Origin of the sequence: Allorhizobium ampelinum S4 (assembly GCF_000016285.1) — a bacterium.
GTDB lineage: Bacteria > Pseudomonadota > Alphaproteobacteria > Rhizobiales > Rhizobiaceae > Allorhizobium > Allorhizobium ampelinum.
Map to the genome: position 1 here is coordinate 1,166,488 of NC_011988.1, position 21,778 is coordinate 1,188,265.

A 21,778-nucleotide genomic window follows, 5' to 3' on the forward strand; every position below is an offset into this window, starting at 1 on the left:
TTTTCAGCTCTTCGTGGCGGTGGCCTGTTATAAGTGAAAATCGACCAAGGGGTTCAAGTTTTACATAAGTTTACGTGCTTATGGTAGATGTTGTGCAGACATGTGGTGGCTATTCATGCTCGTTTAGTGCCGCCATCATGTCACGGCGCATCGGATTGGCTCCAGCCGCCCATGACTGGGCTTGCAAATCAATCAGGCCGGACGGAAAATCGCATCTTTAACCCGCCGACTAGGCGCTTGCCCGACTCGTATCCATCATGAAAAGCCACTTGAAAAGTCTTGCCCATCGCGACCGCACCGAGACGAGCGACCGCCATCTGGCATTTTATCTGACCTTCATTGCCGGCGCGGCCAATGCCGGCGGCTTTATGGCGGTCGGTCAATATACCTCTCACATGTCGGGCATTGTCTCGTCCATGGCGGACAATCTGGTGCTGGGCGATTTAAAACTTTTGCTGATGGGGCTGCTCGCTCTTTGTTTCTTTCTTGCTGGCGCTGGCTTTTCCGCAATTTTGATCAATTGGGGCCGCAGACGAGATTTGAGGTCGGTCTATGCGCTGCCATTGGCGGTTGAGGCGTGGCTGATGGGTGTGTTTGCCCTTTCCGGGGCGATCAGTTTCAGCGAAAAGGGCGACGCGGTGGTGTTCGTCGTCATGCTTCTCTGCTTCATCATGGGCTTGCAAAATGCCATCATCACAAAACTCTCCGGTGCACGCATTCGAACGACCCACGTGACGGGCTTGGTTACCGATACCGGTATCGAACTTGGCAAGCTATTGTATTGGAACGGATACTCAAATGGTAAAGTCACATACCCACCGGTCCGGGCCGATTTAGCGAAGCTTTGGCTGCTGGTGCGCATGGTTGGATTATTTTTCGGCGGCGGCGTGGTCGGGGCTATCCTGTTTCAACGAATCGGCGTTTCCGCAGCGGCGTTTCTGGCGATACCTCTGGCGGTTGCCGCTCTCTACCCGATGCTTGAGGACTATTCCTCCCAAAAGCAGCGCTGAAGGCAAATCCGGTCCGCATGTTGTGTCATTGACGCGCTGTAAAGTGGTTGACGTTCCTGTTCGGCTGGATATAACGCCTGCCAGAGATTCTGTTGAAAACCAGACAGAGTCTGGATGTCGGAATACGGCGTCGGGCTTAGGAAGAGTGTCCGAGTGGTTTAAGGAACCGGTCTTGAAAACCGGCGTGCGGGAGACCGTACCGTGGGTTCGAATCCCACCTCTTCCGCCATGCTGAAAAAAAGATCAATAAAATCAGATAGTTACAAGCAAAAGTGTCAAACCTTTGGGTTGGGTTTGACACTTTATGTTCTACTTTTACCCCCGCCTTGAAGGTGAGGGGCGGCTTGTGTGGCGAGTTCGCGGCGGCTGGCGGCGACGGTGTAGCGGGTCACTTCGTCCAGGGATTGGTGGCCGCTGATGGCCATGATCTGGTGCGGTGTGCATCCGGCCTCGGCCAACCTGCGGCATGCGGCTTTGCGTAGGCCGTGGGGTGATAGTTTGTCCGGCAAGCCCGCTTCCTTTGTCATGTCTCGAAACCAGTTGGTGAAGCCAGCCGGAGTGAATGGCTTGCCTTGAGCGGTCGTCAAAAACGTCATGTTCTTAAGGGGCAGTGCATTGAGCACGTCTTTGAAGGCGGCGTGAAATGGGATCTCCACCAACTGGCCTGTCTTCTGCTGGACGATGGAAATCCATCCATCGCGCACATGTTGGCGACCCATGCGGACAACGTCACTGCGGCGCTGGCCTGTGTAAAGCAGGAGCGATAGCGCCAAGTGCGCGCGGGTGCCTGGCTTGTGGTATGCGGTGAATTGTTCGATGTGGTGTTCCTCCCAGGTTAAAAAGCCTTCGGACTTGTGCCGGATTTTCTTCACGTCCTTGGTGGGATCATCCCGACGCCATTGCAGATCGACAGCATGCAGCATCAGTATGTGGATGATCCGCAGTAGATTGTTTGCGGCGGCTGGTGTCGCTGCCTTCTCCCCAATGATTTTTTTGACGTTCTGGGCCTGCATGTGATGTACACGCTTGGCACCGTGCTCTTCCCGGAATCGTTCGATGATGCCGCGATATGTGGTCTTGGTGGATTCTGATAGCCTCTGGAAATCAGATGTTTTGTAATAGCTGACGACAAGCGCAGAGACCGTGCCGGGTGCGCTCTTGGATTTGCCAACCTCTATCTTTTCACCGGCCATCGCCTTTTCGTATGAGGCCATGAATTCTGGACTCCAGGGCAACCCTGAAAGGGGCTTGATCGGAAATCCTTTCCGCCGATAGTACCAGCGAATTTTCCCATGCCGATCCTCAAAGCCCTGGCAGTATTTTGGCGGTCTGTGCATTTGCTTCATTCTTCAATCCCAATCGTTGCCGTCTGGGTACGAAATATCGCCATCGGATGGCAGTGCGTCCAGCGCAATATCAATCTGGCGTACATCCCACACACGCCGCGCATCAATTTTACGCGGCTGAGGCATGCGGCCATCATTCACCATCTCGTCAAACTTTGAGACGCCAACACCGGCATAGGCCGCCGCCTGGACACGGTTGAGCATCCGTTGGGATGGCAACGGCAAGGCTGATTTTGGGTGGTATGGTTCGGTTCGCATTATGATTACCCTCTAGCTCGGAAGGCCGAATTGCCAAGGCTACTTGCCTGGCGGGCTTTCGATTATCTGCTCTCTTGTGCGCCCTGGAATGCCTTACGAACGTCATTTTCGGTAAGAGCCGAACCGACCTTCTCATCAGGGGGCACTAGGCTTGCGAGGCTCTGGAGCCAACCCCCAGCAGCCTCGCAGTCCCGCGCCGTGCAATCTCGGAGAGGCTTTCCGTTGGGCATAATCATGTCCATTAAGATCATTTTGGCTTCTTCGATGATCTTCGCCTTGACTTTGGCTTTCAAGGTATCAGCCCTTGCCTTGAGGGAAACAGTAGTTTTCCTCTCCACGGTAAGGGATGGTCTGGTGACGATGCTGTTATAGTTGTTTGAAAACCAATATTCGATGATAGCATCGAGATAATCAGGGCCATCATCCAATAAAAGCGCATCTCGCAAAGCGCTAAGAATGGCCTGTTTGTCGGCTCCAGCATGATCATCCATAACCCTGATGAGTAGCTCTCGTGGGTTGTATCGTTTCCACGACTGAACCTTCGCGCCGTATGTACCTGCATCAAGCATCTGACTTCCTTTCAGAGTAAGTTCATTTCTTTTAGAACTTTGCGTGCCGCCGACATCTCGGCGTATTCTTGGCGGCGCTTCGCTCGATATTCATCGGATCGGCGAATGTCACGCTGCTTACCGCGAGACTTGGCGTAATAGGCTTCAGGGTCCTGTTCTCGCCTTCTTCTTGCAGCTTCGCGTCTTTTGAATTTAAAAAGTTCTGGATTTTGAGCTTTCTTCTCGGATTCTCGGTCTCTTCTCTTGATCCGCTCTTCTGGATTGCGCTGAAAGCGTTCCCGCTTCTTGGCGTTAATCTTACTTCTGTTCGCCGCTTGGTATTCTTTGGTTCGCGCCAAAATTTGCGCTCGGTTTGCCTCATATCGGGCTTTTGCCTTGGCGGCCTTACAAGCTTCAGAGCATACTTTTGTTTGCCCTAGACGACCGCTGATATCGACACTGCACACTTCACAGAAGCGTTGCTTCATCATTTATTGCACCTCCATACAAGCGAATGCCCGCTTCGCCTGTTCGCGCCGAAGGGCGTTTCGTTTCTTGGTGACAAGCTCCAGATGATCGGGGTGAGGCCGCACGCAAAGCCGGTTGCGGCATACGTGATCGATTTCCTTCTTTCCGGGGATGTAGCCGAATTCATTGGTCCACATGACAAGATGGACAGCTACCGTCTGACCACTGAGCGACATGCGCGGATAGCCCGCGCCGCGTCCTTCGTTGCCGGAGGTCGGACCTGTCCAGATCCAGCAACCCGTTTCCTGTTTTTCAATCACGCGAGACATAATCCGTTCGCGGATCTCTTCGCGGCGGTTCTCGTCAGGCATCGGCGCTGCCTTCCGTGGTATCGCTGGCCAGCGCCTCCTTAAGGGTTTTCTCTTTCTCGAATTCGAGCGCGATCCGCATCAGCGCGGACCGATATGAAGCCTTGACTTCATGTGTCTGCCTGAGTCCTTGTATTGGATACGGCTTATCGCTGAGGATGTAGTAGGCCTCGCATATTGATAAGCCACCTCGACCAGCGAGACCGCGCAAGGTCTGGCTATGATTAGTTTGCGCTTGCTTTTCGTGTGGCTGAATTAGCGCCCATGGAATGCATTTGATAATTGGGTCGTTGAGGATTGGGAACATAGGCTCAGACATCACTCTGCCTTTCCTTTGTTGAGGACGGTGCGGGCTGCATTTATTGCGGCGACCTTGTGATGAATTAGGACGCCATCTGCATCGCGTTTCCAAGGCAGGTTGGGCGGGAGCATATCAGCAAGCGCTGCCTCCAGCTCTGCAATGCGGGCCTGCTGGTCGGGCATGGCTGACAGCACAACGCGAAACTGCTCCCGGATCGCGGAGAAAACACCAGCATGGGCCAGTACCCATTCATAAAGCTCGTCATCCTCGCTCTTATCGCCAAGATCGTAGGGCGCCTTCATCAGAAGATATGAAGAGACCTTCCGATCAAGCCACTCCGAAAAATACTGGATTGTGTTGATGGCTGGATTTGACATAAAGCGCGTGAGGGGTGTAGCGCCCATCATTTCCGCGATTGTCAGCATTCCGGCAGCCTTCATGCGATCATCTAGGGTGATGACCGGCTCTTGCGCTGGCGCTGTGGTGACGGTTGCGACAGGCAGCTCCTCAAACCGCCCATCTTCGAATTCTTCACGGGGCCGCACCCACAGATTGCCGTCTTCGGTGGCGCGATAGATAGCGACTTCCCGCATATCAACTGCCTGATTGTCATACTCAGCATCAAGGTTCGGGTCGTGCCAATGCTCGGTCTGCATTTTGCCGATGCCGATCAACTCGTATGTGCTGCCGCGCTTTTTGTGGCGGTGCGTTGCCGCCGTCTGCGGAAGGGCGGCTTCCAATGCTTCAAGCTGCTTGCGGTCGATCACGGTTATGTCGTCCACTGGAGACGCACCCATGTCTTCCTTCAACTTGGCGATGATTTCACTTGTGATGGTCATTGGGGAACCTCCGCAGCATCGCCACACTGAAAGGTATCAACTTCGCCATCCGGCAGAACATCGCCGCTATCGAGGTCCACGACAGGCGATCCTTCCAGACAGGCGGCGTGGCACGTTCCCATTTCAACATCGGTGGCGCAGATGTCTTCGGGCTTGAATGGGGTGGCGCAGATCGGGCATTCGCGCGGGGCAAGTTGGTAAAAGCGCTCCAAGAATTCTTTCTCTGCCCGTTGCGGAAACCATCCGTGTATTTCCACGCCTATCGGGCGATACCGCAGGCCCCAGGGTTCGGGTGGCTTACCCATGACTTGGCTCAGTTCGTCACCGAGGATGGCTTCATCGGCCCATCGCACGCTTTCGGGCGTCACCAGCGGCAAGCCAAAGCGTAGGCAGATGGCCGTCATCAGGTTTGTTTCAAACGCCTTGTAGTTACTCAGATGGGGCTTTACCGGGCGGATGATGTCGGAAATATACGCTTCCGCTGCATCGTGCAGCAGGCCCCAGAGGGCATCTTCACTGCGCACTTGATGGCTGATGAGTACGCAGTGTTCCGCCACGGAATAGAAGTGGTTGCAATGGCCGCCGTAGCGGCACGCCATGGATAGCGCATGGGCTATGTCTTCAATATGGATTTCTTCGGGCCGTGGATCGCATGGCCAGAACTTGCGACCGGAATAGGTCTGCATCCAATCGCCGTGACGACGATCCTCACCCTGCGCAATTACTTCCGTGCTTTCCATGTCTCGAAATCCTTTTTCATGCGCTGCCAGCGGGATGCGGCGGCGGGGTCTGTGTTGAGTTCGGCCCGCGACTTGATTTGCAGCATGGTGCGGACGCGGGTTTTGATGCGGTCGGCGTCGGCGGATGGGTCCATGCCGTGCTGGTCGATCAGCCAGAGGCGGAAATTGTTGTGCTGGGTGGCCATGGCGCATTCTGCGGCGTAGTTGGGTGGTTCCCTGCCTGCGGCCTTGCGCTCCAGGTTCCTGATTTCCATGTTCTGGGCGTGGATGCGCGCAATGGCGGCATCCAGCATTGACAGCAGGAAGCTTATCCATGCGCGGCCCTTGATCAGCATCTGTTCATCGTCAAAGCTGATGCCTGGGCGAAGGGTGGCGATATCCTGCACGGTAGATGATCCGGCCTCGCGCACGCTCAAGACCGGCGCACGGCTGGCGGGGTCGAGGCCCCGCAGCCATTCGGTCGATGCAAGGGCATCGACGCGGCGGATTTCTTCGAGTTGCTTTGCGCGGGCCTCACGGTCAGTCATGTGGCAAGACCCGTGGATAGACGACATAGAGTTCGTCCGTGCCGACAGTTGGCGTCAAAAGGCCTGGGCTTGATTCTGTCAGCAGGTTGATCGCTACATCAGTCGTCTTAATGCTGGATAGGGCATCTTTCAGATAGTCGCCATTAAAGCCGATTCTGATTTGCGGGCCATTATATTCAGCTGCGATTTCCTCCACGGCTTCTTCGCCGTCAGTCGCGGCCATGGACACCTGCAACATGCCATTTGACCCGACAAGCTTGATCGTGTCGCGCTTATCATCTTTCTTGACGAGGCAGACGCGATGCACTGCATTGATAAGATGCTTGGCATCAACGATGATACGGCTGGTATTGTCCTTAGGAATTGCAACGTCATAGTCTGGGTAGACGGCATCGATCAGTTTTGATGTGAGGCGTACGTCATGACAGCAGATCTGTATCATTTCGTCAGAGATTTTGACTTGGGCAGACGCCTTGGTCTCGCCAAACAGTCTTCTGATTGCATCAATAGCTTTGATGGGGATGATTGCGCCGGGGAAGGTTGTGCCAGCCTCACACGGAAAACGCACAACTGCGAGATTGTGCCCATCGGCAGCAACTACGGCGATTTTGTTTTCGCCTTCTTCCGGGTGGATGAAAATCCCCGACAGATAGGCTCTGTCCTTATGGTCAAACAGGGCATATTTGACACGGGCGATGGCGGAAATCAGCGAGGGCATATCGACCGCCACCGACTTGCCGGACGCCAGCGATGCAATCGTCGGGAATTGATCGGCGTGGAGTGTGGCCAGCAGGAACCGAGAGCGGCCCGACTTTACGCGGACCTGACCGCGTAGATCATCAAAGGAAAACTCGATTTCCGCCACTTCGGAAAAGCTTTTAACGATATCGAGCAGCGCCTTGCCAGACAATGTGAGTGGATTGCCTGATGCGCTTTCCAGCAGATCGCAGGATGTTTCAACCTCCACTGTCATGTTGGTGCCTGACAAGCGAAGGCGCTCTGCATTTGGGGAAAGCAGGACGTTTTGAAGGATCGGGATATTCGAGCGCGGATCGACCGCCTCGAATACTGCATTGAGGGCAGGCAGGATCTGCGAGCGATGGACGCGAAACAGGAAGGTATCAGCCATGAGGGGGGGCTTCCTTCGCGTAAGCCTCGGCAATGCGGAGTTCTGCTTCTGGCAGAAGCATGTCTGCGTCGGGGAGCAGGTCGTAAAACTCTCGCAGGATATCCAACTTGTCTTCTCCGAGAGCAATCATTCTGTAAACGCGCCGGACATCTGCACGGCGGCGAGCTGCAAGAGCTTCGTCTGGGTGAATTTTTGCCATTTCAAACTCCTTTGGCTTGCCGTCCGCCGCGCACGCTTTCGCGGTAGGCGATCTGCATGGTGATGGCGGGCAGGGTGGCAATCGTGCCGGTGATGGTTTTGACGCGGTGGGTGCGGATGAAGGGGAATTGCTCTTCCAGCACGCTTTTGCCTGTCGGCTTGGGTGCGGGCTGGGCGGGGTCGAGTGAGGGGATATTCCAGCCGCCTTGGCGGTCGCTTTGGCAGCCTGCGGCATTCATCCATTTGCGGGCGCTGTGCTTGCCGCAACCGCAATGGGCGGCGATATCAGCCGTGGTCATTCTGGCGGCGGCCATGGTGCGCAGCTCGGCGTCTGTCGGGCGGTTGGCGTAGGCTGCATGGTGGGTCATTGCGCATGCTCCCTCAGGGTTTTGCATTTGGTGATCAGCAGGCCGGGGACGTGGCCGGACTTGCGGGCCTCGGCGGCGCTGGTGGCCTCGATATCCGCCGTGGTGCCATCCGAGTAATGGAGGCGGAAGAGTGTGGTGGGCTGGGCTGGTTTAGCCATCAGCTTGCCTCCGGGCTTGCAGCCACGTGCGGATGGCGTGGCTCAAGGCGTGGTCGGTGTGCAGGTTGCCTCGCAGGTTGATGATGTGCAGCGCGGCATGGCAGGCCCAGGCCAGCGCCCGGCCATTGATGATGCCGCCGTTTTGGGAAAGCCTTGCGCCGTGGCGGACGTTTTCGGCTTCGATGTCAAATTCGTGGGACAGGCTGGCGATGGAAATCTCAGCGTTGAATAGGTTGGTCGAAGTGTCGTTATCTACGACCAAGGGTGGGCGGCGGCGCGGGAAAGGGAGGATGGTGGCGGTGGATTGGGTGGTCATGGCTGTCCATCCTGAGGGGTTGCTTCCAAGCCCATACGAAATAGACGCCTTATGGCTTCCCCGCGGGAGCGAATACGGTTTTCAAAAGACCAGTTGTCGATTGCCTTCAAATCGGACTCCGTCATCATCACTGAGATGCGGAGATCCTTCAGCTCTTTACGCTCGCTCATGGCTGGCCACCCATTGCCGCTGCAATGCGGGCATCCATGTGAGCTTGGAAGGCCGGGAACTGTTCGCCGATCTCGTGCATGAAGCCAGCCCGCCACAACAGGATAAATTTGCGGGCTTCCGTGCCGCGCTCCAGTGAGGCGGCGAAGGATATGGCGGCGTCGGTGCGGACACGGCGGAGGCGTTCGCGGTGGGATTTGGCTTTTTCACCGTCCAGACGCAAGGCGAGCGCGATGGTCGTGCCGCCGAAAATCACCATTGGCCAGTAGGGGAAAACCGGACGTGAGGCGTCCCAGATATCTTTGATGATGTCGATCATCTGACAAGCTCCATATGCAGCAGGCGGAATTGCTGGCGCAGATCCTGCGGGATGGTGGCGAAGCGCTCGACGGGGCTGGTGGGGCCGATGTCGGTGCAAGGGTCGATCTCGCGGGCAATGCGGGAAAGGATGATGCGCATGCGGTCATTTTCGGCGCGCAAGGGCTGCTCTTCCTGCGGGGTGGATGGTGTGATCATGTCCACCTCACAAGATCTTGACGATGATGGTGAACAGCGCGATGCCAAGCGCCAGGCCGTAGCAGATGCGCTTTGCATCGCGGTTTGCCGCCTCGGCATCGCTGGCCAGCATGGCCTGCACGTCGATGGGAATGCGGGTAATGGTGTGGTCAAGGGATTTGGGCATAATGGGTGCCTTTATTGATCCGTTCGGGAAACCGCAGGGGGTGGATCGGCTGCGGAAACCGGAGGGGATCACGCTGCTTCCATGGTCTTGGGGTGATGGGATGATCCAGCGGCCTTAAGCTCGGCTGCCAAATGCCTGAAAAACTCGGTGCGCAGCATTTCCATGCTGCTGACATTTGGCAGGCCGTCACGCATACGTTTCTTGCGCTGCTGATCCATGGAGCTGATGGTGGCAAAAACATCAAAACTGTCGATTGCCGCGACGATATCGGGATGAGACAGGAACGGCGGAGCGCTGCAAAGCGCCTCAAGTATTGGGCGCAAGATGCCGGCTGCCCACAAATCCTGATTATCGTCAAAGCCATCGCATCGAACGAGGATGGAAAGCGCCTGGGTAAGCCGGTCGCCATATTTTCCGTACAAATCCTTGGCGCCGCCAACGAAATAGATGGTCTTTGGCGGCTTGCTGCCTTTGCTTCCGTTGCTGGTGGCAATCTTGCATCCGGCTGCCTCTATGGCGGCCTTGAGAGAAACCGCCGCCGGATTACCTGCGGCCAATTCAGCACGAAAAATATTGAAGCTGGTTATGGCGGTGACAGCACCATTGACCGCAGCAAATGCCTCTGCCTGTTCGGCGCGGTCCATAGGCACAATCTGGCACGGAACCTGATCAATCGCGCACAAAGCTGCCGCATGAACCCGGTGCTGCCCGTCGATTATTGCGAATTTTCCGCCCTCGACTGGCGCGCAAAATACCGGAGAAAAGCGCGACCACTTGAAATTGCTGGCAATGCGCCGGATGGCTGTCCAGTTTTTGCGGTCAAGGTCGCGCTGATAAGCGTCATCAACCACCAGATCGGCAATGGGAACCCATTGCAGCATCGGCGCTGGTCCTGGCTCCGTTGATAGACTGTTGTCGGCATGCAAAGGGATTGGTCGCATTGGCGTTTCCTCAAAGATCCGTTCGGGAAACCGCAGGGGGTGGGGCTGCGGAAACCGGAGGGGATCAGGGCTTTGCTTGATTTTCAAAAGCGATGACATTCACCGCATCAACCAAAGCTGACTTGAAGCGATTGTAGGCGGCAGCCAGATCGCGAAGGCCACCCTGATAGCGAGGATCAAATTGCACAGTCGGCATGAAGCCTTGCTTGGTGGATTGCCAAACCTGAAGAACCAAAGCGATCTGTTTCCAGAAGAGACCGGCGTTCTCGCTGCATCGCGCAGCTTTTTCCATCTGCGCGATCTGGGCATTGAGCGTTTTTGCCGGTTTCATTTCTTGATCCTCTTCTTCTGGTGACGCCGCCGGATGGTGGGGTTGTGGGGACAGGTGGCATCCGGCGGCGTCTGCTTTTGCCAACCTCTGGGGTAATTCGATTGGCTGGCTGCACTATGAAAAACTAATAGTTATTCGTCAAGCGAAAATATTAGAAAATAATAACTGCTACGAATTTGCCATATCGAGAAGGTTGGCGCAGACCAGCTGTCCGCTTTCCAGCGTGCGAAATTTATGCAAGCGTGGGCTGTGGTTGTTTACTGTGTGGGGGCGCAATGATTAAGCGGATTATGATGATGGCAACGATACTTGCCGGTTGGGCGCTTTGGCCGATGTATGGGTACGCAAAAACGGGGGTAGATTGCGCAAAAGTTACGGACGCGGGGGAGCGTTTGTTGTGCTATGACGCCGTCTTTAAGTCCGAGACGGTCACCAAAAACAATAGTGCGTCCAACTGGGCGATTGTGATTGATAAGTCGAAGATCGATGATAGTCAGACCGTTGTTCTCGGCTCTGATTCCGATGAAGAATTTGACGATAAATTTTCGCTCAAGAAGATCAACGCCACCCTTCTATTGAGGTGCTTCGAGGGGAAAACGTCGATTCTTATCGGCGCCGGTAATCATTTCCTTGCGGATATTCAGAGCTTTGGAAAAGTTACCATAAGGCTGGATAGTGGCGCACCGTTTACGCAGGGCTTCACATCGACAACCGATCATAAATGGCTAGGTTTATTTGGCGGAACAGCTGTTCCGTTGATTAAGAAGATCATGGCGGCAAACGTCATTGTTCTTCGATTTACCCCATTTAACGGCGCGCCGATGGTTGCTACTTTCCAGGTGGCAGGTTTGCAAAATGACATTGCGCCTCTGCGCCAAGCTTGCCGCTGGTAGGTCCAGATGCACACCTATCTTTCGGAGTGGCGGCGGTTTCGGCGCCTTGGTCAAAAGCAGCTCGCGGCTAAAGCTGGTATTAGCCTGCAACATCTTTCGAATGTCGAGTTGGGCCGCAAGGCGTTCAACAGCGTGACATTGGAAAAGCTCGCGGATGCTCTGAGCTGCACAACGACTGAATTAGTCGCCGTTAATCCCGTCACCTACGGCGGCATGAAACTTTCCCGGATCGTCCGTGGAAATGATCCTGAACACCTTGAGGAAATTGCCGCTATTTTTTCCTCTCTGGCTCGCCTTGTGCGGACGCACCCGGAAAGAGTTCAAGAAGCCGTGAGGGTTGCTCAACAGCTTTCTGACCATAGTCACATGCGACGTAAAGGCGGCACGCAAGACAGCCAAGCGTGATGACGTAGAGCTTACGCTCATCAACACCCATGTCGGACATTGCTTTAATGATCTGATCGATCTGCTTTGCCATGCGCCACCCTTTAAAAACCTATGACAATATAGGGGGTAACGGCTAAATGAGGATCTACTCATAAATAAGAAAGATTCAGTCTGTCAGTTATAATTTTGAAACTTCTAATTTTCTGCGCGGGCTCTAAAACACGGGAATTGTGCGGTTTGACGGTGCGTTTTAGGTTTATCTTAAGTGATTGCCGCCGGGAATTGTTTAAAATGGAGTAAATATAAAGCTTGAAGCCGTCCTGAAATGGGGACTAGAAACTTGATGAATAAAGGGTTTCTAGGGGAGTTTTATGTATAAGAGGCGCGCTTTGTTTTCTGTCGCTGGAGGGCTGGCAAGTGTGGCGATAACGGGGGATCTTACGAATAAAGGTGATTTTTCAGGGGCAAAGGCAAAGTCTAGCGACATGGATAGGCTATTGAATATGCTTTCGACCGAGCGGGGCGGTAAATGGACATCCCAGGATGGCGGTGATTTGATATTAATCAGCCGGTCTTAGCTCCTTCTGCAACGGCCTGCATAATGCGCTTAGCTCGATCCAGCTCTTCTTCCGGCAAGCTGCTCGCAATCAAGAATATTTCCCATGCTGCGTCGTGTTCGCCACGCGGGCCTTTCCCTTTTCCTGTCAAAAGCCAATCAGTCGATATCTTGAATTTTTTGCAATAGCGGATCACGGAATCAGACTTAAAGCCTGATCGCCCATTCTCATGCCCGGCATAGGTTTGATAATTCACGCCCATTGCCTCCGCTGCTTCTTCAACGGTTGCAAAGCCAGCGGCGAGCCTCGCCATCTTCAATCTTTCACCAATGCTGTTCATGATTCTGAAAATGCCATAGATGGTTATTAGAAACTCGTTGACTTTGAACTATTAGTTTTTAATAGTGCTGGTATGAGCAACGATATCGACGTTAAAGCCATCCGCGCTGACCTAAAGATGACGCAAGCTGAGTTCGCAAGCGAAGTCGGGGTTAGCCAGAGTATGGTTTCGCAATGGGAAACCGGAACCGCCAAGCCTCGCGGCTCTGCGACCATTCTCATTGGTCAGTTGCGTGAGCGTCATTCCCCGAAAGAGGCCGCACAATGACGGCTTCGATTTACCGTTCCCAAACCGCGCCACTCGTCCCTGACTTGCGCGGTCATTGCAGCCGGGCGGGCGGACCTTCACGCCCGGCTGCCTTTTTATTCCAATACGCGCCGTTTTCTCTTCGCGGCGTGTGTGGGGCTGCGCGGTCCTCGAAACATCGCCGCGCGGCTTCCCCTTTTTACCATTGCCCGGCGCTGTCCTTTCCAATCCTTCGCCGGGTTGTGGTGCTGGCCGCGACCGCCATTGCGGCCAGCTTCCCCTTTGATCTTCGCTCCGCTGGTTTTGCGTTGGGGCAATGCGCGAGCGGCCTGAGGCGATGGCTTCGGGCCGCTTTTTGCGTGGGTGGTTTTCTGTCTTTCGCATGGCGTTCCGGGTCGGTTGATCTGGTTGACGCTGCGTAAGGCTCTCCGGTTTGCGCGTCACCGAATCGATGCGCCGAAATGTTTCCTTGACGGGTTTTGGAGGTTTTATGCGCGCTCTTAGCGAACAGAATATTGGTGATCTCAAGGGCGCAACAGAAGCGTCCTATGTGCTGGGCGGCGGTGTCACCAGCTTTGCAGTTTTGACACGGGTCGGCGTTTCTACCCTTTCGAAATATGCCGGGCTTGGGCCTGAAAACGCGCAATCGCTGATACCGATCGATATTGCTGTCGAGGCGGATAAGCGGGCTAGGCAACCTATTATCCTGGCGGAAATGGCCCGGCAGCTTGGCTACCGGCTGGTGCCAGATGATGGCAGCACCAATGAAACCAGCTTGTGCGAACACGATGCACTAATGCTTTCGCTGGGTGCGGCCAAGCTGGCAGGCGTGGTGGCGGATGCCACGGCGGACAACCGGATCGATGCCCGCGAGCGCGAAGATATTATCCGCGCCGGTCTGCCCTTGGTGCGGCAGGTGGAAGAGATCCTGCTGAAAGCGAGGGGTTGAGCCATGACGCTCGCCGAACACGTGGTTGCCAAATCCATCCATCGCCATTGCCGCGAAACCAACCTTGCGGCGCACAAGCCCGTGCGGGTGAGCCACGAAAGCCAGTGCAAGCGCTGCGGCGCGGTGCTGACCATGGCGGAGATTATCGAGCGGCATTGCATTGCATGCCAGGGGGTGCAGCGTGGCTGAGGCGCATATTGAACGGCTGCGAAGGCTGGAGCAATGCCCGGTTTGTCAATCCAAAAGGCTCGTGTTTGTGAACGTCGGCGGCCATTACAAGAGCGCCTATGCTTGTGACGCAATCTTTTCGGCCACTGTTGATGACGACAAGGTCAACGCGCTGAAAGCCTGTGGCAATGCAACGGCGCTGGCGGCCCGGCTGCTGACAGAAGAATGCAAAGGGGCCGCATCATGAGCGGCCTTAAGCAATTGAGCGACCACCCGGATTTGAAGCTCACGGCGCGCCGCCGCCGCATGGAGCTGGTGGTTGAGCTGTTTCACAGCGGCAAGAAATCCACGTTTGAAATTGCACATGAGCTTGGGCTTTCCGAGCAGGACGTTTGCGACCTGCTGGATGATGCCGGGCGAGGGGGATGGTGATGGCTGCACGGGTGAAACTGCGTGTGACGAAGATTTGCTGCCCGGCATGTAAGGGGAGTGGCAAGGTTCGGCTATTCAACTTTGACTGCGCCTGGTGCGACGGTTCGGGGCGAATGCCGACAAAGGTCGTTAAAGAATGCCTTGAAATAGAAGAAACTTTCAGCGCTGGTCGATTTATCGTTGATGGCGGCAGCGCAGACGATCGTTCGAAAGATATTGGACGAATGCGGGAAGTTGCGAAGCTTGCCGGTGTGAGGGCGCCGCGATGAACGCACTCACTCCCATCACAGCCGATACATCCGAGTTGGTCATCACTATCGAGCGGGCGCGGCTGGCGTTTGACGCTGGCGACGTGCAGGCGGCGTTTTTGCTGTCATCCGGCGCTTACGAACAGGCCAAGGCGGCGGGCCGGTATGCGGAGAAGGTCAAGGCCAGCCGCGAAATGATCGACAAGGCGCGGCGTATGCAGGCCGATGCCCTGAAAATCGAGAGCCTTTGCACCGTGGCCATGGCCGATGCGGTGGATGAGGCCCAAACGCAAGGCAAGCTCTCTCGCGGCGGACGGCCCGAAACGGTCCAAGGTGAGGACCGTTTTTCGCTTGAAGATGTCGGCATTGACAAGCGCCGCCTGCATGAGGCGCGGCATCTGCGCAATGCGGAGCGGGCGCAGCCGGGCTTTATCGACCGGGTGGTTGAGGCTCGAGTGAATGAGGGGCTGGAACCTAGCCGCGCCTCGATCAAGACAGCGGCGGGCCATGCCATCGGCACGAAGAGCCGCAGCCAGGAAGAGCGCGGCGTAAATGCCTACTTCACCCACGAATGCGCCGTGGCGACCCTGTTGGCGTTGGAATCGTTTTCAGCCGACGTGCTGGAGCCTGCTTGCGGCGATGGCGGCATTTCCCGGCCTATGCAGGCTGCTGGCTATACCATGGAGCTGGCCGATATCGTTGATCGCGGCCTTGCAAACCAGCATGGCGAATTGCAGCGGGTGGAAGACTTCCTGCAATCGCGGCCCACCGATCTGGGGCGGGATATCGTCACCAATCCGCCCTACGGCAAGGAAATTCTCAACCGTTTCGTGGCGCATGCGCTGCGGACGCATCGCCCCCGCAAGATGGCGCTGCTGTTGAACCTCAACTTCATGTGCGGCTGCGAAGATAAAGATCGCATCTTTGCCATGGAGGAATGCCCGCCAAGCAGGATCTATGTCTTCACCCGCCGCTTGCCAATGATGCATCAGGAAGGTTGGACCGGCCCTGAAGCCAGTAGCCAGATGAACACGGCCTGGTTCGTTTGGGAACAGAACGAAGACGGTTCCTATGGCCAAGGCTTTCCGCAGCTTATTCGGATTGACTGGCGGAAATTCGAGGGTGTGGCGGCATTGCCGCCCGGTGCTGGCGGGCATGTGGGGCCGGTGGGCCGCCCGGTCGTCGATCAGGAAGAGCCGAAGCGAACCACGCCCGTCAAAACCATTGACCAGCGGGTTGAGGAAGAATTCGAGCGCGCCATGCTTTGGATCAAGCATATGGAGCCGTTCGACCTTCGCCGGTTCCGTAGCAACGTCGCAGTGCGTGAGGATGTGGCAAAGGCGCTGCTCGACGCCATGCAGTTCAATGGGCTGATAGAGCCTGCCGGTGATGACCAGTGGGTGATTTCCAGCAAGGGCATCAGTTCCGCGATTGATGTGGCCGCCGTGGTTGCGACGCGCGAATGGCGCGCACGGGCGGCAAATCGCGGCCCCGATACCATTTCCGGCAAGCAGGCCTCGCTGGTCATAGGCGATGAATTTCAGGGCGCTGTTGATGTGGCGGCGGATGATGCCGCAGCACCCACTGAGGCCGATCCTCTCTATGCCAATGCCCTCGATCTCGTGTCACGCACGGGCAAGGCCTCGGTCGATTATTTCAAGCGTGAGTTGAAACTAGGCCATGCCAAGGCGGCGGCCATCGTGGCGCGGTTGATTGCCGAGGGGCTGGTTTCCGAACCGGACGCGGCGGGCCGACGCACTATTTTTACAGATAAAATCAAGGGGGCATTGTGATGGCTCAACCCGTGAAATTTGACGGCGCAAACATGGTGCTGCGTGCGCCTGCCGGACAGGAAGAAACGGTTTCTGACCTGTACACGTATACCAATGGCCATTGCTCTGTCTCGTGCTGGCAACTGACGGCGGACGAACTGGCGGAGGTCAACAGGACCGGACGTTTGTTCCTGTCGGTGTTTTTTGGCCGTAGCCAACCGCCTGTTTTTATTCGCGATGAAGAGGCTGTGCGATCCATCGTCGTTGATTACGGTGGCGTATGGAAGCGGGGTGGCGACCGTGGTTGATGATCTTGCTTATCTGTCGCGGCTTGAGCTGTGCAGCACCAAGGCAGACAGGGCCTCATGGCTACTGACAACGCCGCATGCGGTGCTGTCACGGCTCGAAGTCCCGGCGCGCCACAGGCTGGCCGCATGCGGCTTTGGTGATGGCATTCCGGCCCTTTCCGCCCATGTCGAGGCTTTCAATGCGCCACGCCTAGCGGACGGTGATTTGCCCGCAACGGTTGTTGCTCGGCTGGAATTTGAGAAATCGCGCATGCGGGAAATTGTGCGGATTGGGGGGGCGAGATGAATGTGGCTCTACATCCCCAACACACCAACATCATCAGTCTCTGCACCGGAGGCGGCGGCCTCGATCTCGCCGTCGAACTGGCAGTTCCAAGCGCTCGAACAGTCTGCATGGTCGAGAGGGAAGGCTTTGCCTGCGGCGCGCTGGTATCAGCAATGGAAGCGGGCCTCATGGCTCCAGCGCCTGTGTGGAGCGATGCCAGAACCTTCAACGGCAGACCATGGCGCGGCCTTGTGGATGGCCTCATTGGCGGCATCCCGTGTCAGCCTCACAGCCTTGCAGGAAAGCGGCGCGGTCAGGAAGACGAACGCGACCTCTGGTCGGTCGCCCGGCGCATCATCGTCCAGTCAGGCGCGTGGTTCGTCCTTATCGAAAACGTCCGTGGGATGTTGTCTTCGGGCGGTGCGGAGCGTGTCTGGCGAGACTTTCAGCGATTGGGCTTCTCGGTTGAGGGCGGATTGTTCCGGGCGTCAGAAGTTGGCGCATCACATGAGCGCGAACGGCTCTTCATCCTCGCGGTGGCAAACGCCATCGGCGAGCGACGGTTCGCGGGGCGGGACGATAACGGAATTAATGACCGGTGCATCGTTGACGCAACAGGTAGGAAGCCTTTGGCCGACAGTATTGGCGAACGAGGCGCGGCTGGGGTTTCGGGACCGCAGCAACCCGGCAAGCCGGGGGACGCAAGAGAGCCTTTCGACGGTAGCGGCGTTGTGGCCGACGCCACAGGCGAGGGATGGCAAGGGCGCGAACCAGCAGAATTTGTGCGACAGGGGGAGCAGGACGCCACCTTTGAACGAGGTGGCAGCCCTTTGGTCCACTCCATCGGTAGCGGATGTGCAGGGCGGACGGAAGTCGAGAAGCGGGGATCGTCGCAGCGAGTTACTCATGAATGGTCAGGCCGAACTACTTTGTTCCCGCCTCGGCCTGATGATTTCGACGGTTGGCGAAGCGCACTTGCGGCCTCGCCGGAGCTTGAACCCTCTTTTTGTCGAGTGGCTGATGGGCTGGCCTCCAGGTTGGACATTGCTCGCGTGGACCGACTTAGGTTGCTCGGCAACGGCGTTGTGCCATTGGAAGGCGCGTATGCGTTCCGCACTCTTGTCGCTCGGCTTGCCGCGAGAGGCTCCGCCAGCGCAGCTCGGCTTCTTGCTATGAAGGTGACGGCATGAGCCACGACGCCACCAATTGGGCCATTCGCCAGCGTGGGCTTAAGCCTGCGGCCAAGCTGGTGCTGTGGCATCTATGCGACCGTTATCATCCTGACAATGGTTGCTTCCCTTCGCAGGATCGTCTTGCCGAGGATTGCGAGTTGTCGAGATCGTCGCTCAATGTGCAGTTGGAAGCGCTGGAAGGGGCCGGATTGATCGCCCGTCGCCAGCGCCGCCAACAGGGCAGCAATCGGCAGCAATCTACCCTCTACAGCTTTGCTTTTGAACGGGATTTCGTTGCCAAGGTTTCAGAAAAGCCGTGTCCAGAATCTGGACACGGACAAGAGGACGCCGTGTCCAGAAAAACAGGCGAGCCGTGTCCAGAAAATGGCGAAAGCCGTGTCCAGAATCTGGACAGTAACTCTGTAAGGGAACCAGTAAGAGAACCAGTAATTGAGAGAGAGCGTGAGCGCGAGAGCGCAGAAGAGGAAAATCCAAAAGCAGTCGAGCAGGCCTTCAAGCGCTGGTATGCGACTTGGCCAACCTTTGTGACCGATAGCGAGCCTGCTGCCCGTAAGGCCTGGGCTGCCCTGACAGCGGCGGAGCGGGTAAAGGCGGCGGAGCTGAGTGCAGCCTATGTCGAGGCTGCCAAGGCGTCGGGACGCAAGTTCGTCTGCTCGGCTGGTGCCTATCTCTCGGAAAAGCGTTGGGAAAAGCTGGATGCGATTGCCAAGCCAGCGGCTGTTGCTCCTGTTGTGGCTGGCGGAAAGATCGCCGTGCCGGTGTTCGGGCCTGCCTGGGCAGCAGCGAGGCATATGGCGTTTCTGGCAGGGCCATGCCCTATCGAACTGCCTGAGGATCTTCGTGAAACCGTGCGGGTTGCCTATGCTGCCTGCACCCGGCGTGGACCGCTGGCAGCGCAGAAGTATGCCGAACGGCGTGGCCTTGGGATCGATGCCGATGGGGAACTGATCTTCCCGGCTGATTTCGAGGCGATGGAACACCAGCGCCTGACGATGGCCGAAGGCTACCCTGAAGCGAACCGGCTGCACAACGCAGCGGGCAACCGTGGCAGCGTGACGATCAATCCCGACCTGGAACCACTGAAAGCGCTCTGCGAGGCAGTGCCGGTTGGCTCTGCCATGTGGGACGCATGGCGGGACTGGCATGCTGAGAACTTCCTCCCCTTCGTGCCGGATACCGGCGCGATGCGTGTGGTCTATTTCCCGAAAGGTGGGCCGCAGGGCCTTGATGAATTCGAGCGCGCGGCGCGCTCACTGTTGGAACGAGGGGCACACGATGATGCAGCTTAATCAGATTTCCGGTGTAGTGATTGGCAGTGGCGTGAGCAACGACAGGCGCATCAAGCTCGAATCACTTGCGCTTGGCAGGGCTGATTGCGGGTTAGTGCGGCGCTGGTTTGCGGTTCGGGTGGCATCTGGACGGGAAAAGGCTGTGGAAAAGGCTCTGGATGGTTACGGGATTGAGGCGCTGGTTCCACTGCGCCGGATACCGGAAAGGCGACGTGGTCGTTGCGTTTTCCCAGAGCGGTGGGTGCCTGTTATCCATGGGTATGTGCTGGTTTGCCTGCCTGTAAACGGGGTGATCCTAGCCGGTTTGCTGGGTGTGGATGGGGTGTCAGGCGTCATTGGTGGGTATGATAACCCAAAGCCGATCCTTGCAAAGGAAGTTAACGTATTCAAGGAATTAGCTGTATGTGGTGCCTATGACCTTGATGCACCTGTTGATATTATTTTGCAGGTTGGCGAACGTTGCCGCGTGGTGAATGGGCCATTCTCTGGGTTTGCTGCTGAGGTCATATCTGGCGGGACACGGGGCAGGGGTGATGTGGTGGTATCGGTAGAGATACTAGGCGCACAAGTGCCGGTGACGATGCCACTTGCAATGCTCGGTAAACTGTGAGAGCCATATGCCACGGAACAGCTGATGATCCTGTAGCGAACCTCTGAAAACGCCTGAGAATGGCGGGTAGAAATACCGAGGATGAGTCGCCGGTCAGCTCCCAGCCCTGAACCTAGCCAATAGGCGATATGTGTTTCAGGGCCAGTGCGTAAGCCATGCCCAAATGATTGACAGACAAGGCGACCAATGCGGTCGCCTTTTGTCGTTAAAGAGTATGAAGCGCGCCAAACAGTTTCGCCCATCCGGCATGCCATCCCGGCAAGAGCAGAAGCAGGTTGCGGACAAGTGGCGTGGCAGTGCTGCCAGTAGGGGTTATAACCATCGGTGGTCCAAGGCCAGAGACACGTTCCTGCGCTCTCGTCCGCTCTGCATTGGTTGCCTAGCGGAAGGCAGGACGGAAGCGGCAAGTGTGGTCGATCACGTTGATCCGCACCATGGCGATCCCGATAAGTTCTGGGACACAGCTATGTGGCAGCCCTGTTGCAAGTGGCATCACGACAGCGTCAAGCAAAGGCTTGAACTGATGTACGCAGCAGGTCGCATTGGCATCAATGAGCTGTGGCTCAATAGCAACACGGCCCTCAAGGTCGCGGCGGGCCTTCGAACGGACGCCATCGAAAACCCGGAACCCCACCCCCCCCGGTAAAAGTCTACACCCCCGCAGCGCCGGACCGGCGGCCCCCCACACAAAAAAGGGGCGCGATATTTTTGGCGGGAAATAATTTTTTCTGTACCGGACGGCATTGGGGGAGGCGTCTGGCGTTGGAAGTGAAGGCGGATCAATGGGACGGCGCAAGGGTGATCCGCTGGAGCAAGCGGCAAAAGGATTTCCGGGTCGCAGGCGTGGCGCTGTGGAAAAGGAAATCGAGGCGGTAGCGAGGGCAGCTTCCGAGGTTGCGGCGACTGCCGACGATCCGTTTCCGCTGCCTGAGGTTTTTACGACTGCACCGGCTTACTACCAGATGGCTATCAAGATCTGGCGGCATCAGTCGGATGTGTTGTTGAGGGCGGGCCGCAGGCGTCCGGCGTACCGGCATGCTCTGACCCGCTATTGCATCTGGCAGCAATTCTTCCTGGCAGCCAGTGAGCAGCTTCGCAAGGATCTGCCGAAAGGCGGCGCGGCCATCAAGGTTGTGAAGGGTGATGGTGAGACGGTCATTCGCACGCATCCGAACATTGATTTCATGGGTAAAGCTGAGACGGCCTTGCGGCTACTGGAGGCGGAGTTCGGGTTCACACCGGTTCGGGATCAGGATCTTTTGCGGGTCGAGAGTTTCAATTCCACGCAGGGGCGCTTGCCATTGGGTGGCGCCCATCCATCGTCGCCACGCGCAGCGGCGCCAGAGGCGGAGAAGCCAGCGGGTCACGATCCGATGGGGCTTATGAACGATACGGATAGCGCGCCACCAGGCGCCTTGAACTGAT

Annotated in this window: 38 protein-coding genes and 1 tRNA gene; 17 read left to right on the plus strand and 22 right to left on the minus strand. The window is 56.7% G+C overall.

Going from position 1 to position 21,778, the window contains the following annotated elements:
* Positions 1-188: 188 nt before the first annotated feature.
* Positions 189-383 carry a hypothetical protein gene (locus AVI_RS31490; protein WP_234636327.1) on the minus strand — a complete coding sequence of 65 codons (195 nt, stop codon included), beginning with the start codon at positions 381-383 and terminating at the stop codon, positions 189-191.
* Between AVI_RS31490 and AVI_RS22260 the strand changes: the two genes are divergently transcribed.
* Positions 369-1,010 (plus strand): YoaK family protein, encoded by a 642-nt coding sequence (locus tag AVI_RS22260; RefSeq protein ID WP_234895205.1) that lies wholly within the window; start codon positions 369-371, stop codon positions 1,008-1,010. The genes AVI_RS31490 and AVI_RS22260 overlap by 15 nt on opposite strands.
* A gap of 139 nt (positions 1,011-1,149) precedes the next feature.
* Positions 1,150-1,239: transfer RNA gene (locus AVI_RS22265), tRNA-Ser, on the plus strand.
* Positions 1,240-1,312: 73 nt separating this feature from the next.
* On the opposite strand, the gene AVI_RS22270 is transcribed toward AVI_RS22265, so the two are convergent.
* The 20 genes from AVI_RS22270 to AVI_RS22350 form a co-directional block, all read right to left on the minus strand.
* Positions 1,313-2,356, minus strand: a complete 1,044-nt coding sequence (locus AVI_RS22270; protein WP_071207950.1) for a tyrosine-type recombinase/integrase — start codon at positions 2,354-2,356, stop codon at positions 1,313-1,315.
* A 3-nt stretch (positions 2,357-2,359) separates the two neighbouring features.
* Positions 2,360-2,614: a helix-turn-helix transcriptional regulator gene (locus tag AVI_RS22275; protein ID WP_012654387.1), complete on the minus strand. Its 255-nt coding sequence runs from the start codon at positions 2,612-2,614 to the stop codon at positions 2,360-2,362.
* Positions 2,615-2,676: 62 nt separating this feature from the next.
* Positions 2,677-3,183, minus strand: a complete 507-nt coding sequence (locus AVI_RS22280) for a hypothetical protein (RefSeq protein WP_041698674.1) — start codon at positions 3,181-3,183, stop codon at positions 2,677-2,679.
* A gap of 11 nt (positions 3,184-3,194) precedes the next feature.
* Positions 3,195-3,653, minus strand: coding sequence for a hypothetical protein (locus AVI_RS22285; protein ID WP_041698677.1), 459 nt, complete (start codon positions 3,651-3,653; stop codon positions 3,195-3,197).
* The gene (locus AVI_RS22290) at positions 3,654-4,001 is read right to left on the minus strand and encodes an HNH endonuclease signature motif containing protein (RefSeq protein WP_012654388.1); all 348 of its coding nucleotides are present in this window, start codon (positions 3,999-4,001) and stop codon (positions 3,654-3,656) included.
* Positions 3,994-4,317 carry a hypothetical protein gene (locus AVI_RS22295; protein WP_041698680.1) on the minus strand — a complete coding sequence of 108 codons (324 nt, stop codon included), beginning with the start codon at positions 4,315-4,317 and terminating at the stop codon, positions 3,994-3,996. The genes AVI_RS22290 and AVI_RS22295 overlap by 8 nt, the downstream gene beginning before the upstream one ends.
* Positions 4,317-5,138: a hypothetical protein gene (locus AVI_RS22300; RefSeq protein ID WP_012654389.1), complete on the minus strand. Its 822-nt coding sequence runs from the start codon at positions 5,136-5,138 to the stop codon at positions 4,317-4,319. Before AVI_RS22300 ends, AVI_RS22295 begins: the two co-directional genes overlap by 1 nt.
* Positions 5,135-5,878 (minus strand): hypothetical protein, encoded by a 744-nt coding sequence (locus AVI_RS22305; protein WP_012654390.1) that lies wholly within the window; start codon positions 5,876-5,878, stop codon positions 5,135-5,137. The genes AVI_RS22300 and AVI_RS22305 overlap by 4 nt, the downstream gene beginning before the upstream one ends.
* The gene (locus AVI_RS29260) at positions 5,860-6,405 is read right to left on the minus strand and encodes a hypothetical protein (RefSeq protein WP_012654391.1); all 546 of its coding nucleotides are present in this window, start codon (positions 6,403-6,405) and stop codon (positions 5,860-5,862) included. Before AVI_RS29260 ends, AVI_RS22305 begins: the two co-directional genes overlap by 19 nt.
* Positions 6,398-7,534, minus strand: a complete 1,137-nt coding sequence (gene dnaN, locus AVI_RS22315; protein ID WP_012654392.1) for a DNA polymerase III subunit beta — start codon at positions 7,532-7,534, stop codon at positions 6,398-6,400. The genes AVI_RS29260 and dnaN overlap by 8 nt, the downstream gene beginning before the upstream one ends.
* Positions 7,527-7,733, minus strand: a complete 207-nt coding sequence (locus AVI_RS22320) for a hypothetical protein (RefSeq protein ID WP_041698684.1) — start codon at positions 7,731-7,733, stop codon at positions 7,527-7,529. The genes dnaN and AVI_RS22320 overlap by 8 nt, the downstream gene beginning before the upstream one ends.
* 1 nt (position 7,734) lies before the next feature.
* A complete protein-coding gene (locus AVI_RS22325; protein ID WP_012654393.1) occupies positions 7,735-8,100 on the minus strand; it encodes a hypothetical protein in 366 nt (121 codons plus the stop codon).
* Positions 8,097-8,258, minus strand: coding sequence for a hypothetical protein (locus AVI_RS31195; protein WP_156753187.1), 162 nt, complete (start codon positions 8,256-8,258; stop codon positions 8,097-8,099). The genes AVI_RS22325 and AVI_RS31195 overlap by 4 nt, the downstream gene beginning before the upstream one ends.
* Positions 8,251-8,574 carry a hypothetical protein gene (locus AVI_RS22330; protein WP_012654394.1) on the minus strand — a complete coding sequence of 108 codons (324 nt, stop codon included), beginning with the start codon at positions 8,572-8,574 and terminating at the stop codon, positions 8,251-8,253. The genes AVI_RS31195 and AVI_RS22330 overlap by 8 nt, the downstream gene beginning before the upstream one ends.
* On the minus strand, positions 8,571-8,744 hold the full coding sequence (locus AVI_RS31200; RefSeq protein WP_156753186.1) for a ribbon-helix-helix domain-containing protein: 174 nt from the start codon (positions 8,742-8,744) through the stop codon (positions 8,571-8,573). Before AVI_RS31200 ends, AVI_RS22330 begins: the two co-directional genes overlap by 4 nt.
* A complete protein-coding gene (locus AVI_RS22335; protein WP_012654395.1) occupies positions 8,741-9,061 on the minus strand; it encodes a hypothetical protein in 321 nt (106 codons plus the stop codon). Before AVI_RS22335 ends, AVI_RS31200 begins: the two co-directional genes overlap by 4 nt.
* Positions 9,058-9,258 carry a hypothetical protein gene (locus AVI_RS22340; RefSeq protein ID WP_139192347.1) on the minus strand — a complete coding sequence of 67 codons (201 nt, stop codon included), beginning with the start codon at positions 9,256-9,258 and terminating at the stop codon, positions 9,058-9,060. The genes AVI_RS22335 and AVI_RS22340 overlap by 4 nt, the downstream gene beginning before the upstream one ends.
* 7 nt (positions 9,259-9,265) lie before the next feature.
* On the minus strand, positions 9,266-9,424 hold the full coding sequence (locus AVI_RS31205; RefSeq protein ID WP_156753185.1) for a hypothetical protein: 159 nt from the start codon (positions 9,422-9,424) through the stop codon (positions 9,266-9,268).
* A gap of 68 nt (positions 9,425-9,492) precedes the next feature.
* Complete coding sequence (locus tag AVI_RS29265) at positions 9,493-10,365, minus strand: DUF6551 family protein (protein WP_012654396.1); 873 nt, start codon at positions 10,363-10,365, stop codon at positions 9,493-9,495.
* A 64-nt stretch (positions 10,366-10,429) separates the two neighbouring features.
* Positions 10,430-10,780: a hypothetical protein gene (locus AVI_RS22350; protein WP_012654397.1), complete on the minus strand. Its 351-nt coding sequence runs from the start codon at positions 10,778-10,780 to the stop codon at positions 10,430-10,432.
* Between the two features lie 191 nt (positions 10,781-10,971).
* Between AVI_RS22350 and AVI_RS22355 the strand changes: the two genes are divergently transcribed.
* Entirely contained in the window at positions 10,972-11,589 is a 618-nt protein-coding gene (locus tag AVI_RS22355; protein ID WP_012654398.1) for a type VI secretion protein, read from the plus strand.
* Positions 11,590-11,595: 6 nt separating this feature from the next.
* Entirely contained in the window at positions 11,596-11,994 is a 399-nt protein-coding gene (locus AVI_RS22360) for a helix-turn-helix domain-containing protein (RefSeq protein WP_012654399.1), read from the plus strand.
* Between the two features lie 546 nt (positions 11,995-12,540).
* On the opposite strand, the gene AVI_RS29270 is transcribed toward AVI_RS22360, so the two are convergent.
* The gene (locus AVI_RS29270; RefSeq protein ID WP_012654400.1) at positions 12,541-12,873 is read right to left on the minus strand and encodes a helix-turn-helix domain-containing protein; all 333 of its coding nucleotides are present in this window, start codon (positions 12,871-12,873) and stop codon (positions 12,541-12,543) included.
* Between the two features lie 72 nt (positions 12,874-12,945).
* On the opposite strand from AVI_RS29270, the gene AVI_RS22375 reads away from it, so the two are divergent.
* The 13 genes from AVI_RS22375 to AVI_RS22440 all read left to right on the plus strand — a co-directional run bounded on the left by AVI_RS22375 (position 12,946) and on the right by AVI_RS22440 (position 21,777).
* Positions 12,946-13,140, plus strand: a complete 195-nt coding sequence (locus tag AVI_RS22375; RefSeq protein WP_012654401.1) for a helix-turn-helix domain-containing protein — start codon at positions 12,946-12,948, stop codon at positions 13,138-13,140.
* Between the two features lie 469 nt (positions 13,141-13,609).
* Positions 13,610-14,068, plus strand: coding sequence for a phage regulatory CII family protein (locus AVI_RS22385; RefSeq protein WP_012654403.1), 459 nt, complete (start codon positions 13,610-13,612; stop codon positions 14,066-14,068).
* Between the two features lie 3 nt (positions 14,069-14,071).
* The gene (locus AVI_RS22390) at positions 14,072-14,257 is read left to right on the plus strand and encodes a hypothetical protein (RefSeq protein ID WP_041698695.1); all 186 of its coding nucleotides are present in this window, start codon (positions 14,072-14,074) and stop codon (positions 14,255-14,257) included.
* Positions 14,250-14,483 carry a hypothetical protein gene (locus AVI_RS30640; RefSeq protein ID WP_139192348.1) on the plus strand — a complete coding sequence of 78 codons (234 nt, stop codon included), beginning with the start codon at positions 14,250-14,252 and terminating at the stop codon, positions 14,481-14,483. Before AVI_RS22390 ends, AVI_RS30640 begins: the two co-directional genes overlap by 8 nt.
* On the plus strand, positions 14,480-14,668 hold the full coding sequence (locus tag AVI_RS22395; RefSeq protein WP_041698697.1) for a hypothetical protein: 189 nt from the start codon (positions 14,480-14,482) through the stop codon (positions 14,666-14,668). The genes AVI_RS30640 and AVI_RS22395 overlap by 4 nt, the downstream gene beginning before the upstream one ends.
* Positions 14,669-14,933: 265 nt before the next feature.
* Entirely contained in the window at positions 14,934-16,709 is a 1,776-nt protein-coding gene (locus AVI_RS31210) for a DNA translocase FtsK (RefSeq protein WP_012654404.1), read from the plus strand.
* Complete coding sequence (locus tag AVI_RS22410; protein ID WP_041698702.1) at positions 16,709-16,996, plus strand: hypothetical protein; 288 nt, start codon at positions 16,709-16,711, stop codon at positions 16,994-16,996. Before AVI_RS31210 ends, AVI_RS22410 begins: the two co-directional genes overlap by 1 nt.
* Positions 16,989-17,282, plus strand: a complete 294-nt coding sequence (locus AVI_RS22415) for a hypothetical protein (protein ID WP_071207954.1) — start codon at positions 16,989-16,991, stop codon at positions 17,280-17,282. Before AVI_RS22410 ends, AVI_RS22415 begins: the two co-directional genes overlap by 8 nt.
* Positions 17,279-18,451, plus strand: coding sequence for a DNA cytosine methyltransferase (locus AVI_RS22420; RefSeq protein ID WP_012654406.1), 1,173 nt, complete (start codon positions 17,279-17,281; stop codon positions 18,449-18,451). Before AVI_RS22415 ends, AVI_RS22420 begins: the two co-directional genes overlap by 4 nt.
* On the plus strand, positions 18,448-19,743 hold the full coding sequence (locus AVI_RS29275; protein WP_012654407.1) for a helix-turn-helix domain-containing protein: 1,296 nt from the start codon (positions 18,448-18,450) through the stop codon (positions 19,741-19,743). Before AVI_RS22420 ends, AVI_RS29275 begins: the two co-directional genes overlap by 4 nt.
* Positions 19,730-20,353 (plus strand): transcription termination/antitermination protein NusG, encoded by a 624-nt coding sequence (gene nusG / locus AVI_RS22430; RefSeq protein WP_049777372.1) that lies wholly within the window; start codon positions 19,730-19,732, stop codon positions 20,351-20,353. The genes AVI_RS29275 and nusG overlap by 14 nt, the downstream gene beginning before the upstream one ends.
* A gap of 163 nt (positions 20,354-20,516) precedes the next feature.
* Entirely contained in the window at positions 20,517-20,999 is a 483-nt protein-coding gene (locus AVI_RS22435) for an HNH endonuclease (RefSeq protein WP_244427788.1), read from the plus strand.
* Between the two features lie 136 nt (positions 21,000-21,135).
* Positions 21,136-21,777, plus strand: a complete 642-nt coding sequence (locus AVI_RS22440) for a P27 family phage terminase small subunit (RefSeq protein ID WP_012654409.1) — start codon at positions 21,136-21,138, stop codon at positions 21,775-21,777.
* Position 21,778 lies beyond the last annotated feature (1 nt).

What these genes read in the sequence shown, in the direction of transcription:
- AVI_RS22260 (WP_234895205.1), top strand. Translation starts at nt 369, where the DNA reads ATGGCGGTCGGTCAATATACCTCTCACATGTCGGGCATTGTCTCGTCC.
- AVI_RS22270 (WP_071207950.1), bottom strand. Translation starts at nt 2,356, where the DNA reads ATGAAGCAAATGCACAGACCGCCAAAATACTGCCAGGGCTTTGAGGAT.
- AVI_RS22275 (WP_012654387.1), bottom strand. Translation starts at nt 2,614, where the DNA reads ATGCGAACCGAACCATACCACCCAAAATCAGCCTTGCCGTTGCCATCC.
- AVI_RS22280 (WP_041698674.1), bottom strand. Translation starts at nt 3,183, where the DNA reads ATGCTTGATGCAGGTACATACGGCGCGAAGGTTCAGTCGTGGAAACGA.
- AVI_RS22285 (WP_041698677.1), bottom strand. Translation starts at nt 3,653, where the DNA reads ATGATGAAGCAACGCTTCTGTGAAGTGTGCAGTGTCGATATCAGCGGT.
- AVI_RS22290 (WP_012654388.1), bottom strand. Translation starts at nt 4,001, where the DNA reads ATGCCTGACGAGAACCGCCGCGAAGAGATCCGCGAACGGATTATGTCT.
- AVI_RS22295 (WP_041698680.1), bottom strand. Translation starts at nt 4,317, where the DNA reads ATGTCTGAGCCTATGTTCCCAATCCTCAACGACCCAATTATCAAATGC.
- AVI_RS22300 (WP_012654389.1), bottom strand. Translation starts at nt 5,138, where the DNA reads ATGACCATCACAAGTGAAATCATCGCCAAGTTGAAGGAAGACATGGGT.
- AVI_RS22305 (WP_012654390.1), bottom strand. Translation starts at nt 5,878, where the DNA reads ATGGAAAGCACGGAAGTAATTGCGCAGGGTGAGGATCGTCGTCACGGC.
- AVI_RS29260 (WP_012654391.1), bottom strand. Translation starts at nt 6,405, where the DNA reads ATGACTGACCGTGAGGCCCGCGCAAAGCAACTCGAAGAAATCCGCCGC.
- dnaN (WP_012654392.1), bottom strand. Translation starts at nt 7,534, where the DNA reads ATGGCTGATACCTTCCTGTTTCGCGTCCATCGCTCGCAGATCCTGCCT.
- AVI_RS22320 (WP_041698684.1), bottom strand. Translation starts at nt 7,733, where the DNA reads ATGGCAAAAATTCACCCAGACGAAGCTCTTGCAGCTCGCCGCCGTGCA.
- AVI_RS22325 (WP_012654393.1), bottom strand. Translation starts at nt 8,100, where the DNA reads ATGACCCACCATGCAGCCTACGCCAACCGCCCGACAGACGCCGAGCTG.
- AVI_RS31195 (WP_156753187.1), bottom strand. Translation starts at nt 8,258, where the DNA reads ATGGCTAAACCAGCCCAGCCCACCACACTCTTCCGCCTCCATTACTCG.
- AVI_RS22330 (WP_012654394.1), bottom strand. Translation starts at nt 8,574, where the DNA reads ATGACCACCCAATCCACCGCCACCATCCTCCCTTTCCCGCGCCGCCGC.
- AVI_RS31200 (WP_156753186.1), bottom strand. Translation starts at nt 8,744, where the DNA reads ATGAGCGAGCGTAAAGAGCTGAAGGATCTCCGCATCTCAGTGATGATG.
- AVI_RS22335 (WP_012654395.1), bottom strand. Translation starts at nt 9,061, where the DNA reads ATGATCGACATCATCAAAGATATCTGGGACGCCTCACGTCCGGTTTTC.
- AVI_RS22340 (WP_139192347.1), bottom strand. Translation starts at nt 9,258, where the DNA reads ATGATCACACCATCCACCCCGCAGGAAGAGCAGCCCTTGCGCGCCGAA.
- AVI_RS31205 (WP_156753185.1), bottom strand. Translation starts at nt 9,424, where the DNA reads ATGCCCAAATCCCTTGACCACACCATTACCCGCATTCCCATCGACGTG.
- AVI_RS29265 (WP_012654396.1), bottom strand. Translation starts at nt 10,365, where the DNA reads ATGCGACCAATCCCTTTGCATGCCGACAACAGTCTATCAACGGAGCCA.
- AVI_RS22355 (WP_012654398.1), top strand. Translation starts at nt 10,972, where the DNA reads ATGATTAAGCGGATTATGATGATGGCAACGATACTTGCCGGTTGGGCG.
- AVI_RS22360 (WP_012654399.1), top strand. Translation starts at nt 11,596, where the DNA reads ATGCACACCTATCTTTCGGAGTGGCGGCGGTTTCGGCGCCTTGGTCAA.
- AVI_RS29270 (WP_012654400.1), bottom strand. Translation starts at nt 12,873, where the DNA reads ATGAACAGCATTGGTGAAAGATTGAAGATGGCGAGGCTCGCCGCTGGC.
- AVI_RS22375 (WP_012654401.1), top strand. Translation starts at nt 12,946, where the DNA reads ATGAGCAACGATATCGACGTTAAAGCCATCCGCGCTGACCTAAAGATG.
- AVI_RS22385 (WP_012654403.1), top strand. Translation starts at nt 13,610, where the DNA reads ATGCGCGCTCTTAGCGAACAGAATATTGGTGATCTCAAGGGCGCAACA.
- AVI_RS22390 (WP_041698695.1), top strand. Translation starts at nt 14,072, where the DNA reads ATGACGCTCGCCGAACACGTGGTTGCCAAATCCATCCATCGCCATTGC.
- AVI_RS22395 (WP_041698697.1), top strand. Translation starts at nt 14,480, where the DNA reads ATGAGCGGCCTTAAGCAATTGAGCGACCACCCGGATTTGAAGCTCACG.
- AVI_RS31210 (WP_012654404.1), top strand. Translation starts at nt 14,934, where the DNA reads ATGAACGCACTCACTCCCATCACAGCCGATACATCCGAGTTGGTCATC.
- AVI_RS22410 (WP_041698702.1), top strand. Translation starts at nt 16,709, where the DNA reads ATGGCTCAACCCGTGAAATTTGACGGCGCAAACATGGTGCTGCGTGCG.
- AVI_RS22420 (WP_012654406.1), top strand. Translation starts at nt 17,279, where the DNA reads ATGAATGTGGCTCTACATCCCCAACACACCAACATCATCAGTCTCTGC.
- AVI_RS29275 (WP_012654407.1), top strand. Translation starts at nt 18,448, where the DNA reads ATGAGCCACGACGCCACCAATTGGGCCATTCGCCAGCGTGGGCTTAAG.
- nusG (WP_049777372.1), top strand. Translation starts at nt 19,730, where the DNA reads ATGATGCAGCTTAATCAGATTTCCGGTGTAGTGATTGGCAGTGGCGTG.
- AVI_RS22435 (WP_244427788.1), top strand. Translation starts at nt 20,517, where the DNA reads ATGATTGACAGACAAGGCGACCAATGCGGTCGCCTTTTGTCGTTAAAG.
- AVI_RS22440 (WP_012654409.1), top strand. Translation starts at nt 21,136, where the DNA reads ATGGGACGGCGCAAGGGTGATCCGCTGGAGCAAGCGGCAAAAGGATTT.